Genomic DNA, 12,245 nt, shown 5'->3' on the forward strand with positions numbered 1-12,245 from the left:
GCGGAAATGCTGCGCCTGCGATATGCGCAGGGCAGGCTGCCGGAGGATCAAGATGTACGTTGCCACCCTGTTGACCAACCCCAAGACGCCGTCGCTGGACGGGGCGCTGATCGACGCGTTGCGCAATGCCTGGGGTGGGGGCGACATCCAGTGGCTGAGCCCCGACGAAGCGGCCGAATTCGCCCTGCCGGCGGTTCCAGCCAACCGCTGGGATGTCTGGGCCGACCTGCAGAAACTGGGCGTCGATCTGGCGGTGCAGCTGGCCGAGGGCCGCCGCAAGAAGATGCTGTTGGCCGACATGGACAGCACGATGATCCAGCAGGAATGCATCGACGAACTGGCCGACGAGGCCGGGGTGGGCGAGCGGGTCAAGGACATCACTGCCCGCGCCATGAATGGCGAACTGGATTTCGAAGGCGCGCTGACCGAGCGGGTGGGCCTGCTGAAGGGGCTGGACGTGTCGGTGATCGACCGGGTGCTGAACCAACGCATCACCCTGATGCCGGGCGGCCGAGAACTGGTTGCTACGATGCGGGCCAATGGCGGCTATGCCGCGCTGGTCTCGGGCGGGTTCACCGCGTTCACGGCCCGCGTGGCCGAGCTGCTGGGTTTTGACGAGAACCGCGCCAACACGCTGCTGGCGGCGGACGGCAAGCTGACAGGCGACGTGCAGCGCCCGATCCTGGGCCGTCAGGCCAAGGTTGAGGCGCTGGAACAGATCTCGGCCCGGCTGAACATTTCCGAGGCCGAGGTGATCGCCGTGGGCGACGGGGCGAATGATCTGGGCATGCTGGAGCGTGCCGGGACGGGGGTGGCCTTGCACGCCAAACCCTCGGTCGCCGCGCAGTGTGACGTGCGCATCAACCATGGCGACCTGACCGCGCTGCTGTACCTGCAGGGATATGCCCGATCGGATTTTGCGCAGGGCTGATCCGACGGTTTCGGGTTTTCATTGTTTAACATTCGTGTTAAACAATGGGTATGAACACGCTGCTCGATACCTTTTCGGCCCTGTCCGACCCGACCCGATTCACGATCGTTGAACAACTGATGGATCAGGGCGAACTGCCCGCAGGCGACCTTGCCCGGGGCAAGGGTATGTCCGGCGCCGCCATTTCCCGGCACCTGAAGGTTTTGCGGCAGGCCGGGCTGGTGAGCCAGCGCGTCAACGGCACCCAGCGGATCTATTCGATCCGCCCCGAGGGGCTGCGGGCGATTGCCGAATGGACCATCTCGAAACGCCAGTTCTGGGAGGCCAGCCTGGACCGCCTGGGCGACATTCTGCAGGAGGACCCCTCATGGCCGACCTGAAGCTGGTGCGCGACTTTCCGGTCAGCGCCGAAACCCTGTTCGTCTGGATCAGCGACGGAACCAGATTGTTGCAGTGGTGGGGCCCTGAAGGGGTCGAGGTGCCGGAGCACGACCTGGATTTCTCGCGCCTTGGTCCGTGGTATTCGGTCATGGTCAATGGGGACGGGCAGCGGTTCAAGGTGTCCGGGGATGTGACCCATGTGGACCCGCCGAACTCGGTCGGGTTCACATGGGGCTGGCATGACGACCAGGACCAACGCGGCGCCGAGAGCCATGTAACGCTGACGGTCGAGCCGACCGGCACCGGGGCGCGCCTGATCCTCGATCACCGCGATCTGGGCGATGACGACGTCTCGGCCAATCATGAAAGCGGCTGGACCTCGTCGCTGCGCAAGCTGGAAGCCCGGCTTGCCAACCCTGTCTGACCAAAAGGGAGACCAGAAAATGCCTCAGTACCTGTTTGTCTATCACGGTGGCACCACGCCGACGGACCCGGCCGAGATCGAAGCCGCCATGGCCGCTTGGGGCGCGTGGTTCCAGAACATGGGGCCGGCGCTGGAAATCCCCGGCAACCCGGTGGGCCAGTCCCATACCGTCAGCGCCGATGGCGTGGCCGATAATGGCGGGCCGAACCCGGTCTCGGGCTTTACCGTCGTCAAGGCCGACAGCATCGAAGCCGCCACCGAGATGGCCAAGGGCTGCCCCATGGTGGTCAACGGCTCGGGCTCGGTCGAGGTGGCCGAGATCCACGAGATCGAGATGTGACCCTTACCCGGGGAAACCCGGCGCGGGGCGGATCACGCCGCATTCCAGCCCGCGGCGGCTGTATTGCGTGGCGTTCATGAATTTGCGCGTGGCCGGGTGATCGGCTTCGAGCACGCCGAGGCTGGCGAGAATGGCGGCGATCGCGCATTCGCTGGCACGGGTGGCGCCATCGGTGATCTTCAACGCCACGCCCATCTTCTTTTCCGGGATGATCGCGACAAATACGGCCTCGGCCCCGGTCTTGATCGCGGCACGCCCGTTCATCGCGCGCATCAGTTCGGTGCAGGCGCGGGTTTCCCCGGCCACCAGCTCGGGGTGGGCGACCATCGCCCGGGTCAATTGCAGGGCCGCATCGCTGGCCCGGTCCGACCGGTCGCCGGCCGAGGCAAACCACGCCATCGACCGTGCCAGCCCCACCAGCGAAGTGGCGAAATTGGGCGCCGAGCAGCCGTCGATCCCGTAGCATGGGCTATCCTCGCCCGTGGTCTCTTCGAAAGCCGACAGGCAGGCCTGCTGCACGGGGTGGTCGATCTCGATATATTCGGGGCCTGCCCCCATGTGCCGGGCCAGGGTAAGGAACCCGCAATGCTTGCCCGAGCAGTTGTTGTGGATCTGGCAGGGCGTGTCATCGGCCAGGATCAAGCCGTCGCGCGCGGCCATGTCGGCCGGCTCCTGCGGGCCGCAGCGCAGATCAGGCTCGGACAGGCCCAAGTGATCCAGCCAGGCGGTCACGCGCTCGGTATGGATCGCCGCGCCATTGTGCGAGGCGCAGGCCAGTGCTAGGTGCTCGGAGCCCAGCCCGTATTTGGCCGCCGCGCCCGAGGTGACCAGCGGCAGCGCCTGGATCATCTTGGCTGACGACCGCGGATAGATCACCGCATTCGGATCGCCCCAGCTGCGCACGATCTGACCGCTGTCGTCGCAGATCACCGCATGGCCCAGATGAAGGCTCTCCAACAGCGGTCCGCGCCATAGTTCGGTCATCGGTACGGGTTGCGTCATGTCGTCCCTCCGGAATGTGCGCAAAATTCTGCCAATCGCCCTTTCGCCTGTGGCGAAACCTGCGTTAGTGTGTGTATGTCGGCAATCATCCGGATGCGCAACTGCAACAGACGGACCGTCAGGGTTCGCGGCCATCCGGGGTGGAGTTGAGGTGTGGGTCGAGCCAGGAGGCTGAACAGATGAGATCGAAGCTCGTCCGCGTGATCGCGGGCCTTTGCGTGGCGGGGATGGCCACGACCGCAATCGCCCAGCAGGCGACAAGCACGAACCGGGTGGCGGCAAAGACCGACTGGAGCGTCTTCGTCGAGGACGATCCGACCGAATGCTGGAGCGTCTCGGCGCCCAAGGAAACGGTGAATACCCGCGGCGGGCGGGTCGTGTCGGTGCGGCGCAGCGACATTCTGCTGTTCGTGTTCTACCGTCCGAATGCCGAGGTCAAAGGGCAGGTCACCTTTACCGGCGGATACCCGTTTGCGCCGGGATCGACCGTCAACCTGAAGATCGACGACAACGAATTCGAGCTGTTCACCGAAGGCGAATGGGCGTGGCCGGCCAGCGCCGCGGATGACGCCAAGATCGTGACCGCGATGAAACGCGGCACCGAAGCCGTTCTGACCGCCCGGTCGGCGCGCGGAACCCAGACCAAGGACACCTTTTCGCTGCTGGGCTTCACCGCGGCCATCGAAGAGGCCGAGAAACGCTGCACCCAGCAGTAAGAACCGTTCTTGGCTCCATGCGAAAGCTCCGCCCATCCGGCGGAGCTTTTTTCGGTGCAGGTTTCCGCTACGTCGCCGGCTCGATTTGATCCGTATCAAGGCCGAAGCGGCTTGAACCTGAACAATCCGGTTCAGTTCAAACCAAAGGAGCCACGCCATGACCACCAAACCATTCCTTGTTCTTCTGGTCGCTGCCGCCGCCGTTCTGAGCGCCTGCGAGAAATCCGCCGACACCTATCCGGTCACGGGTGAGCAGTGCGGCCCGAACGATCCGGTCAAGAAACTGGACGCCGAGGATTGTTACATCCCGCCGGCGGGGCTGTAATAGCAACGGACGCATGAATCGTGCCCAAACCCTTCTGCCGTGCTAACGTTCGTTTCAGTGCACAGCGATGAAAGGGTTAGCCATGCGTTGGGTTTGGGCAGTGATATGTGTGCCGGCATCGGTTTTCGCGGACCCCGCATTGGAATGCATCGATGCCGGATCGCAGGTTGAGATCGGCGCCTGCGTCGGTCAGGCCGAAACAAATGTCGAGGCCGCTTTGGTGCAGGCCTTCGGTCTCGCGGCCGATGCTGCGAAGGAACTGGACGAGGTCACCGGGCGCACCGTCGCGCTGCCTGCGCTTGAGGCCTCTCAGACCGCGTGGCAGGCCTATCGCGACGCGCAATGCGAGGCGGTGGGTGCGTCCTATGGTGGTGGATCGGGAACGGGTATCGCGATCACCTCGTGCCGGGTCGAGCTGGGGCGGACCCGGGTGACCGAACTGCTGCGGTACGTGAACTGACACCCGGGTTGCACGAATCCTTTTGATCTTTGCCGGCGTTCCTATATAGAGGCGCATCCCAAGCCAGAACGCCCGAGAACCACCATGACCGCCAAAGCGCCGATCACCCAGGATGTCGTGACCATTCCCCGCAAACTGCCCGAGGGAAAGATCAACCTTGTCGGTCTGACCCGCGACCGGCTGCGCGAGGTTCTGATCGAACACGGCACCCCGGAAAAGCAGGCCAAGATGCGGGTGAACCAAATCTGGCAGTGGATCTATCAATGGGGTGTGCGCGACTTTGACCAGATGACCAATCTGGCCAAGGCCTATCGCGCGCAGCTGGCCGAGCATTTCGTGATCGAAATCCCCGAGGTCGTTACCCGCAAGATCTCGTCCGACGGCACCCGCAAGTACCTCGTGCGCATCGCCGGTGGGCACGAGGTCGAGGTCGTCTACATCCCCGAAGAGGATCGCGGCACGTTGTGCATCTCTTCGCAGGTGGGCTGCACGCTGACCTGTTCGTTCTGCCACACCGGAACGCAGAAGCTGGTGCGCAACCTGACTGCCGCCGAGATCATCGGTCAGGTGATGATGGCGCGCGACGATCTGGACGAATGGCCCACCCCGGGCGCGCCCAAGAACGAGACGCGCCTGCTGTCGAACATCGTGCTGATGGGCATGGGCGAGCCGCTTTACAATTTCGAAAACGTCCGCGACGCGATGAAGATCGCGATGGACCCCGAGGGCATTTCTCTGTCGCGCCGGCGTATCACCCTGTCGACCTCGGGCGTGGTTCCCGAGATCGTCCGCACGGCGGAAGAGATCGGTTGCTTGCTGGCGATCTCGTTCCACGCCACCACAGACGAGGTGCGCGACGTTCTGGTGCCGATCAACAAGCGCTGGAACATCGAGGAACTGCTGCAGGCTCTGGCTAGCTATCCCAACGCGTCGAATTCCGAGCGGATCACCTTTGAATACGTGATGCTGGACGGCGTGAACGACAGCGACGAGGACGCCCATCGCCTGATCGACCATATCAAGCGCCACAACATTCCGGCCAAGATCAACCTGATCCCGTTCAACGAATGGCCGGGCGCGCCCTACAAGCGCAGCTCGAACAACCGGATCCGGGCCTTTGCCAACATCATCTATCAGGCCGGGTACGCCTCGCCCATCCGCAAGACGCGGGGTGACGACATCATGGCCGCCTGCGGTCAGTTGAAATCGGCCACCGAGCGCGCCCGCAAATCGCGCCGCCAGATCGAGGCCGAGGCCGGGCTGAAAGGTTGATTCGACGCCCGCGGGTTCGCGGGCAAATGGTCTGTAATTTTATCGCCGGATTTGGTAGTCTTGAGCCATGAGACGTGCGCTGTTGCGCGCACGTGAAAACTGCGCACAAGACGGTGAGTTGGACAGTCCGTTTTCTGGTGCGTTTCGACCAGTCCGCTCCTATTTGTCGGGGAAATCTGCGGAATTCAGGCAAGCCTTGAACAGGGTGGGCCAATACATGAACGCACTGACGAAACTGTCAACGATCTGCATGACCGCCGCGTTTGTGGCATCGGGCGCCGCCATTTCATGGGCGCAATCCAACGAGACCGAGGCGCATCTGGCGATCGAGAACCCGGCGGAGCTGAGCAAAGAGGACGCGCAGCAGCATTATCGCGCCCTGAAGAAACAGATGGATCGCGGATATGCCACCGCGCATCTGGATCAACTGATGAACTATCAGCAGTGGCCGCTGTTCAACGACGCACCGTACCTGTCGGCCACGCATGGGCAGCGCTACGTCAACAGCTATGCCAACCGGATGGCCCACAATTATGGCACGTTGCAACCGGGGGAAGATTTGCCCGTGGGCTCGGTCTTGGCCAAGGACAGCATGACCGTCACGGATGAGGGCCGGGTGCATCCCGGCGCCCTGTTCGTGATGGAGAAACTGCCAGAAGGCACCAGCCCCGACACCGCCGACTGGCGCTATGTCATGGTGATGCCCGACGGGTCGCTGTTCGGCGACACGATGGGGGATCGCGCGGGGGCGGTTGCCTATTGCCATGTCTGCCACGAAGCGGTCGCTGACCGCGACTATACGTTCTTCGTGCCCAAGGATTACCGTGTGGGCAACTGAACGCGGGCCGCGTCGCCTGGCAGTTTCAGGGCGGCGGCCTCGCGCCGGCTGAGCTGTTCACCCTGCTTGCGTTTCGACAGAACCTCGCGCGCCAAGGCGTATTTGTCATCCTGCCAGAAGATCAAGCAGCCGTTGCAGCCCTTGCCGCAGCAGCCCTCGGTGCCCACGCGGTTGGTCTTGAACCGGCGCGCGGTGCCGTCTTGGCCAATCTTCGCCACCAGCTCGTCCCGGCGGCGGGCATAGGCGGCGGGATTGTCGCGCCCCGAGGTTTCCAACCCCTGCACCAGCTTGTCAAAGCGGATGCGACTCCAGTGCTCGTCGGTCAGGGCGCGTTCCTTGCGCAGGACCGAATATACGGGGAAGCGGGCGCGAAGGTCGTCGGGGTCTTCGTGATCGAACAGCGAAAACGGCAGACGGATCACGGTTTTCGTGCTGCCATGCACCACGTCCAGCTTGGCTCCGTCGCTGGCGCGTTCGAACTCGTAGACGCGCAGCAGGACCGTCTCGCGCGATATGGGCGAGACGAAATCCAGCACGTCGCCGGGTTCGAGCTTGTTCTTCACCTCGACCAGGAACGCATCCTCGGTCACGTCGGTCACCAGCCCGGCATATTCCCATTGGGCGATGGTCGCGGTGTGCTCGTAATCATGCGCGTAATTGGTCAGCCGCCCCTCGTGAAAGGCCAGCGTATAGCCGCGGTTTCCCACGGTCTCCAACTCGCGCATGTAGGGTTTCGGGTCCCAGTTCTTGGGGTCGGCATAGCAATCGTCGATCGCCATGCGATAGGCGCGGGCGACGATGGCGGCGTAATATTCCGACTTGCCGCGTCCCTCGACCTTGAGGCTGTCCACACCGATCTTCAGGTATTCGTCCAGCTTGGGCATGATGCACAGATCGCGCGAATTGAGGATGTACGAGCCGCGATCATCCTCTTCGATCGGCATCAGTTCACCCGGGCGGCAGCCTTCTTCCAGCAGGAATTCGAACAGGTCGGCGTTTTCCTCGGTGATCCGCAGTTCCTGATGGGTGCCGTCCTTCAGGCGCAGCTTCAGCGCATAGTTCCAGCGGCAGGAATTGGCGCAGTTGCCCTGGTTGGCGCCGCGCTCGGCCATGAAGTTCGACAGCAGGCAGCGGCCCGAATAGGTCATGCACATTGCACCGTGCACGAAGGCCTCGAGCCGGATGTCGGGGCATTTCTCGCGGATCTCGACCAGTTCGGGGTACGAGACCTCGCGCGCCAGCACCACCAGTTCCGCGCCCTGATCCTGCCAGAACTTCACCGACAGCCACGAACAGATATTGGCCTGGGTCGAGATATGCAGCGGCAGTTCCGGCGCGCGTTCGCGCACGTACTGGAACACGCCGGGGTCGGCGATGATCAACCCGTCGGGCCGCACCTTGCGCACGGTGTCGATGTATTCGTCCAGCTTGGGGATGTCCTTGTTGTGCGAGAACAGGTTCAGCGTCAGATAGGCGCGCCGGCTATGCGCGTGGCAGAACTCGACCCCTTCGATCACCTCGTCCAGCGAAAACTCGGACTTGGTGCGCAGGGACATGTCGGGCGTGCCCAGATACACCGCATCCGCCCCGTACAGGACGGCCAGTTTCAGCTTGCGCAGATTGCCCGCAGGCATCAGCAATTCCGACTTGGTCCGTGTCATCGCAGCACCCGGTTCTGAATCGATGGCGCCTTCTAAGGCAAAACCATCGAGTTCAGAAGGGCAAACCTACCTTGCAGACAGGTCCTAGCTGCGACGGAACCGCGCTGTTCCGATCCGTTCGACCAACTGGTTGCGCACCGGGTCGGGTTGGGCGTCGATGGCGCGCAGCACCTCGCGCAGTTCCGCCCGCAGACCGTGCATCTGGTCGATCAGCGACAGCACCATCGACAGGGCGTCGGGCTCCATCTCGTACTGGTCGTCCAGCTCGCAGGCCAGTTGCAGGCGCGCCATGTCCAGCCGCTCGTAGACCAGCCCCTGGTCGGACTGGCGCGGGATCACGATCCGGGCGGACAGGAAACGGGACAACCGCTCCGAGGTCAGGTTCTGGACGGCTTCGATCAGTTCGGCTTCGGTCAGAGAACGGGTCATGCCGGCATTCCTTTCCGCGGGTCATAGCTGTGCGAATTGCGCCAGTTCTGGATGAACTGCTTCAGTTCGTCGTCGATCTTGTCGGGCATCACCACGCTCAGCTCGATCAGCTGGTCGCCGCGTTTGTCCGAGCCGCGTTTCCTGACGCCCTTGCCCCGCAGACGCAGGGTCTTGCCGCTACTGGTGCCCTCGGGCACGGTCACGTTCACCCGGCCGTCGATCGTGGGCGCGGGGACCTTGCCGCCCAGAACGGCCTCGTCGATGGTGATCGGCAGGGTGATGCGGATGTCGTCACCCTCGCGCTTGAATACCGGGTGTTCAGCCACGCGGATCGTGACCAGCGCGTCACCCGGTGGCCCCTCGCCATAGCCCGGCGCGCCCTTGCCGCGCAGGCGGATGGTCTGGCCGTCTGTGATGCCGGCGGGGATCTTCACCTCGATCCGGTCGCCATCGGGCAGGGTCAGCTTTTGCATGGCGCCAAAGACGGCATCCAGGAAACTGATCTGCAGGCTGTAGTTCACGTTGTGACCAGGCGCATGAAACTCGCGCGCACGCCCACCGCTGAAGCCACCGTTGCCACGGTTGCCGAAGAATTGGGCAAAGATGTCGGACATGTCGTCGTCCTCGACCCCGCCGCCCGAGCGATAGGGGTTGCCCGCGGTTTCGGCATATTCGCGGTAGTATTGCTGCTGCGGGCGTTCCTGGCCCGAGGCGTCGATTTCGCCCCTGTCGAACTTGGCCCGGGTTTCGGGGTCCTTCAGCAGGTCATAGGCGGCTGCGGCGGCCTTGAATCTGGCCTCGGCATTGGCGTCGCCGGGCTTGAGGTCGGGGTGGCAGTCTTTGGCGATGCGCCGGTAGGCTTTTTTGATTTCGGCAGCACTGGCGTCTTTCGAGACGCCCAAAACCGAATATGGATCGTCGCTCATGTATCTCTCGTTTCTGATTGGTTTCGCCAGTGGATGTTGTTGGCAGTTAACCCTTCAGATTGTGTCGTGTCATGGAATTTCAACAAGGCCGAATACCGAGGAGATTGAATTCTCTCGAAAAATTCCGGCATCCTGATACTATCCGCATGTTTCGAACCGTTGCGGATGGAGTCAAACGCATGTCACGCAGAATCAAGTCGGCCCTGGCCCTGTTGGCGGGCAATGCCATCGGTCTGTTGCTGGCCAGCCTGTTGCTGACCGGCTTTTCGATCAAACCGGTATCGTTCATCGTGGTTGTGATCGTGTTCACCTTGGTTCAGGTCGTGGCCGAGCCATTGATCCTGAAGATCGGGGAAAAGAACGTGCCGGCGCTGAAGGGCGGAATCGCGCTGGTGGTCATCTTCGTGGGCCTGCTGGTCACCGATCTGGTCACTGAAGGGCTGACCGTGGGCGGCATCTCGAACCTGCTGGCGGCGACGCTGCTGGTGTGGCTGGGCGCCCTGATCGCCGGGGTTCTGCTGCCGATCTACGTCTTCACCGAACTGCGCGAGCCCAAGAAATAGGGCCTAAGCCAGCGCAGTCAGGCTGTCGTTCAGAGCCTGCCACAGCTCATCCACCGGCTCGCACCCGATTGAAAGACGCACGAAGCCGGGATCGACCTGATCTCCCCAACGCGCGCGCCGCTCGGCCGAGCTGTGCACGCCACCAAAGGAGGTGGCCGGGCGCAGCAGCGGGCAGCCATTGATGAACCGCTCGGCCTGGTCCTCGGAGGCCAGCGTGATCGTTAGCAAAAAGCCGAACCGCGTGGTCTGTTTGCGGGCCAGATCGTGCGACGGATCCGACGGAAGGCCGGGATAGCGGATCTGCTTGACCTTCGGGTGATCGGCCAACCGTTCGGCCAGAACCTGCGCCGAACTGCACATGCGATCGAACCGGACGTCCAGCGTCTCCAGCCCGCGATGCAGCAGCCAGGCCTCATGCGGTCCGGGGATCGCGCCCGAGACGCGGCGCCATTCCTCGACACGTTCCATGATGTGGGTGTCACGGCCGGCCACATGGCCCATCAGCAGATCGGAATGCCCGCCCATCGCCTTGGTGTCCGAGGCGACGACGATGTCGATACCCAGGTCCAGCGGGCGTTGTCCCAGTGGGGTCAGCGTCGTATTGTCGGCGATGGTGATGCCACCCGCGGCGCGCACGTCTCTCGCCACCTGCGCCAGGTCGATCATGTCGAGCCCGGGGTTGGACGGGCTTTCGACGAAAACCACATCGAACCCGTCGAACCCGCCCTGCGCGAATGCGGTCGTGGGGCGCTCTTCGACCGACACGCCCAGCTTGGCGAGGAACCGGTCGGCCAGCAGGCGGGTGACATAATACCCGTCCGACGGGATAAGGATGCGCGACCCCGCCCGCACGGTGGCGAACAGCGCGGCCGAAATCGCGCCCATGCCGGACGGAAAGATCAGGCAGGGTGCGTCTTCGAGATGCGCCAGCACGTGCTCGACCTGCGTCCAGGTCGGGTTGTCAACCCGGCCGTAGGTCGGGTGCCCGTCCGGCGCGCCGGGCAGGTGGAACATGCTGCTTTGGGTCAGCGGCAGGGCCACCGGCTCGCCCTTGCTCAGCGCGTTGCCGCGCAGATGCAGCATCTCACCGGTCTTGGGAGGGCGCGCCATCGCTCAGCGCCCCGGAATGTCGCTGCGCGGCGGGGCGGGTTCCCAGCGCTCGATGATGTCGACCGCCTCTTGCGCGGTTTCGACAAAGCGGAACAGGTCCAGATCCTGTTCGGAGATCGTGCCGGCATCGGCCAGGGCTGTCCAGTTGATCACCCGTTCCCAGAATTCGCGCCCGAACAGCAGGAAGGGCACGCGCTCCATCCGGCCGGTCTGGATCAGCGTCAGCGACTCGAACATCTCGTCCAAGGTGCCGAACCCGCCGGGGAAGATGGTGATCGCGCGGGCGCGCATCAGGAAATGCATCTTGCGGATGGCAAAATAGTGGAAGTTGAAACACAGATCCGGCGTGACGTACTGGTTCGGGGCCTGTTCGTGCGGCAGCACGATGTTCAGCCCGATCGAGCAGCCGCCAGCATCATGCGCGCCGCGGTTGCCGGCCTCCATCACGCCGGGGCCGCCGCCGGTGACGATCACGTTCTCGCGGCAGCCGCACAGCTTGGATTTCTCGGTCATCAGCCGTGCGAATTCGCGCGCCTCGTCATAATATTTCGAAAGTTCGGCCAGGGTCCTGGTCCGCGCGCCGTCTTTCTTGGACGGTTCTGGTATGCGCGCGCCGCCGAACATCACGATGGTCGACGTGATCTCGCGCTCGGAAATGTTCAATTCGGGCTTCAGCAACTCCAGTTGCAGCCGCACGGGGCGCAGCTCGCTGCGCAGCAGGAATTCTTCATCGGCAAAGGCCAGCCGGTACGAGGGCGAGCGTGTCTGCGGGGTGTCCGGAACCTCGCTTGCGGTCGAGCGGTCGGTCTGGGCATCGCGGAAGGGGCTGAGGCGTTGATCTTTCATTGCTGGGCGTTCCCTGCTTGC

At 63.5% G+C, this 12,245-nt stretch carries 16 protein-coding genes; 10 read left to right on the forward strand and 6 right to left on the reverse strand.

Translation table 11 applies throughout. From position 1 onward, the window contains the following. Nucleotides 1-52 precede the first annotated feature (52 nt). The 4 genes from serB to AC2FMN_RS12730 are packed head-to-tail and all read left to right on the forward strand — an operon-like array spanning nt 53 to nt 2,076. Nucleotides 53-931, forward strand: coding sequence for a phosphoserine phosphatase SerB (serB, locus tag AC2FMN_RS12715; RefSeq protein ID WP_496688582.1), 879 nt, complete (start codon nt 53-55; stop codon nt 929-931). Between the two features lie 50 nt (nt 932-981). Then, nucleotides 982-1,311, forward strand: coding sequence for an ArsR/SmtB family transcription factor (locus AC2FMN_RS12720; RefSeq protein ID WP_496688584.1), 330 nt, complete (start codon nt 982-984; stop codon nt 1,309-1,311). Next, a complete protein-coding gene (locus AC2FMN_RS12725; protein ID WP_496688585.1) occupies nt 1,299-1,736 on the forward strand; it encodes an SRPBCC family protein in 438 nt (145 codons plus the stop codon). Before AC2FMN_RS12720 ends, AC2FMN_RS12725 begins: the two co-directional genes overlap by 13 nt. A gap of 19 nt (nt 1,737-1,755) precedes the next feature. Next, the gene (locus AC2FMN_RS12730; protein ID WP_496688587.1) at nt 1,756-2,076 is read left to right on the forward strand and encodes a YciI family protein; all 321 of its coding nucleotides are present in this window, start codon (nt 1,756-1,758) and stop codon (nt 2,074-2,076) included. Between the two features lie 3 nt (nt 2,077-2,079). Here AC2FMN_RS12730 and AC2FMN_RS12735 read toward each other — a convergent pair whose 3' ends face one another. Next, complete coding sequence (locus tag AC2FMN_RS12735; protein WP_496688589.1) at nt 2,080-3,078, reverse strand: asparaginase; 999 nt, start codon at nt 3,076-3,078, stop codon at nt 2,080-2,082. Between the two features lie 179 nt (nt 3,079-3,257). Between AC2FMN_RS12735 and AC2FMN_RS12740 the strand changes: the two genes are divergently transcribed. The 5 genes from AC2FMN_RS12740 (at nt 3,258) to AC2FMN_RS12760 (ending at nt 6,689) form a co-directional block, all read left to right on the forward strand. Beyond that, the gene (locus AC2FMN_RS12740; RefSeq protein ID WP_496680697.1) at nt 3,258-3,794 is read left to right on the forward strand and encodes an invasion associated locus B family protein; all 537 of its coding nucleotides are present in this window, start codon (nt 3,258-3,260) and stop codon (nt 3,792-3,794) included. Between the two features lie 157 nt (nt 3,795-3,951). Continuing rightward, complete coding sequence (locus AC2FMN_RS12745; RefSeq protein WP_496680700.1) at nt 3,952-4,119, forward strand: hypothetical protein; 168 nt, start codon at nt 3,952-3,954, stop codon at nt 4,117-4,119. Between the two features lie 139 nt (nt 4,120-4,258). Continuing rightward, nucleotides 4,259-4,579: a lysozyme inhibitor LprI family protein gene (locus AC2FMN_RS12750; protein ID WP_496688590.1), complete on the forward strand. Its 321-nt coding sequence runs from the start codon at nt 4,259-4,261 to the stop codon at nt 4,577-4,579. 84 nt (nt 4,580-4,663) lie between these two features. Continuing rightward, nucleotides 4,664-5,851, forward strand: coding sequence for a dual-specificity RNA methyltransferase RlmN (gene rlmN / locus AC2FMN_RS12755; protein WP_496688591.1), 1,188 nt, complete (start codon nt 4,664-4,666; stop codon nt 5,849-5,851). Nucleotides 5,852-6,068: 217 nt separating this feature from the next. Beyond that, entirely contained in the window at nt 6,069-6,689 is a 621-nt protein-coding gene (locus AC2FMN_RS12760; RefSeq protein ID WP_496688592.1) for a cytochrome P460 family protein, read from the forward strand. Here AC2FMN_RS12760 and AC2FMN_RS12765 read toward each other — a convergent pair. The 3 genes from AC2FMN_RS12765 to AC2FMN_RS12775 all read right to left on the reverse strand — a co-directional run bounded on the left by AC2FMN_RS12765 (nt 6,671) and on the right by AC2FMN_RS12775 (nt 9,705). Then, nucleotides 6,671-8,350 (reverse strand): U32 family peptidase, encoded by a 1,680-nt coding sequence (locus AC2FMN_RS12765; protein ID WP_496688593.1) that lies wholly within the window; start codon nt 8,348-8,350, stop codon nt 6,671-6,673. The two genes, AC2FMN_RS12760 and AC2FMN_RS12765, sit on opposite strands and share 19 nt — an antisense overlap. An 84-nt stretch (nt 8,351-8,434) precedes the next feature. Next, nucleotides 8,435-8,779, reverse strand: a complete 345-nt coding sequence (locus tag AC2FMN_RS12770) for a hypothetical protein (protein ID WP_496688594.1) — start codon at nt 8,777-8,779, stop codon at nt 8,435-8,437. Next, a complete protein-coding gene (locus tag AC2FMN_RS12775; RefSeq protein WP_496688596.1) occupies nt 8,776-9,705 on the reverse strand; it encodes a DnaJ C-terminal domain-containing protein in 930 nt (309 codons plus the stop codon). The genes AC2FMN_RS12770 and AC2FMN_RS12775 overlap by 4 nt, the downstream gene beginning before the upstream one ends. Nucleotides 9,706-9,884: 179 nt before the next feature. On the opposite strand from AC2FMN_RS12775, the gene AC2FMN_RS12780 reads away from it, so the two are divergent. Further along, nucleotides 9,885-10,268: a hypothetical protein gene (locus AC2FMN_RS12780; RefSeq protein ID WP_496688597.1), complete on the forward strand. Its 384-nt coding sequence runs from the start codon at nt 9,885-9,887 to the stop codon at nt 10,266-10,268. A 3-nt stretch (nt 10,269-10,271) separates the two neighbouring features. On the opposite strand, the gene AC2FMN_RS12785 is transcribed toward AC2FMN_RS12780, so the two are convergent. Both AC2FMN_RS12785 and AC2FMN_RS12790 read right to left on the reverse strand, forming a co-directional pair. Continuing rightward, nucleotides 10,272-11,378 carry a cystathionine gamma-lyase gene (locus tag AC2FMN_RS12785; RefSeq protein WP_496688598.1) on the reverse strand — a complete coding sequence of 369 codons (1,107 nt, stop codon included), beginning with the start codon at nt 11,376-11,378 and terminating at the stop codon, nt 10,272-10,274. Nucleotides 11,379-11,381: 3 nt separating this feature from the next. Next, nucleotides 11,382-12,224, reverse strand: coding sequence for an LOG family protein (locus AC2FMN_RS12790; protein WP_496680717.1), 843 nt, complete (start codon nt 12,222-12,224; stop codon nt 11,382-11,384). Nucleotides 12,225-12,245: the final 21 nt, after the last annotated feature.

The sequence above is a fragment of the Ruegeria sp. BHSC037 genome, from assembly GCF_059613045.1.

Coding starts and splice junctions, on each gene's coding strand:
- AC2FMN_RS12765 (WP_496688593.1), bottom strand. CDS start 8,350: ATGACACGGACCAAGTCGGAATTGCTGATGCCTGCGGGCAATCTGCGC.
- AC2FMN_RS12735 (WP_496688589.1), bottom strand. CDS start 3,078: ATGACGCAACCCGTACCGATGACCGAACTATGGCGCGGACCGCTGTTG.
- serB (WP_496688582.1), top strand. CDS start 53: ATGTACGTTGCCACCCTGTTGACCAACCCCAAGACGCCGTCGCTGGAC.
- AC2FMN_RS12780 (WP_496688597.1), top strand. CDS start 9,885: ATGTCACGCAGAATCAAGTCGGCCCTGGCCCTGTTGGCGGGCAATGCC.
- AC2FMN_RS12785 (WP_496688598.1), bottom strand. CDS start 11,378: ATGGCGCGCCCTCCCAAGACCGGTGAGATGCTGCATCTGCGCGGCAAC.
- AC2FMN_RS12730 (WP_496688587.1), top strand. CDS start 1,756: ATGCCTCAGTACCTGTTTGTCTATCACGGTGGCACCACGCCGACGGAC.
- AC2FMN_RS12790 (WP_496680717.1), bottom strand. CDS start 12,224: ATGAAAGATCAACGCCTCAGCCCCTTCCGCGATGCCCAGACCGACCGC.
- AC2FMN_RS12745 (WP_496680700.1), top strand. CDS start 3,952: ATGACCACCAAACCATTCCTTGTTCTTCTGGTCGCTGCCGCCGCCGTT.
- AC2FMN_RS12740 (WP_496680697.1), top strand. CDS start 3,258: ATGAGATCGAAGCTCGTCCGCGTGATCGCGGGCCTTTGCGTGGCGGGG.
- AC2FMN_RS12720 (WP_496688584.1), top strand. CDS start 982: ATGAACACGCTGCTCGATACCTTTTCGGCCCTGTCCGACCCGACCCGA.
- rlmN (WP_496688591.1), top strand. CDS start 4,664: ATGACCGCCAAAGCGCCGATCACCCAGGATGTCGTGACCATTCCCCGC.
- AC2FMN_RS12725 (WP_496688585.1), top strand. CDS start 1,299: ATGGCCGACCTGAAGCTGGTGCGCGACTTTCCGGTCAGCGCCGAAACC.
- AC2FMN_RS12760 (WP_496688592.1), top strand. CDS start 6,069: ATGAACGCACTGACGAAACTGTCAACGATCTGCATGACCGCCGCGTTT.
- AC2FMN_RS12775 (WP_496688596.1), bottom strand. CDS start 9,705: ATGAGCGACGATCCATATTCGGTTTTGGGCGTCTCGAAAGACGCCAGT.
- AC2FMN_RS12770 (WP_496688594.1), bottom strand. CDS start 8,779: ATGACCCGTTCTCTGACCGAAGCCGAACTGATCGAAGCCGTCCAGAAC.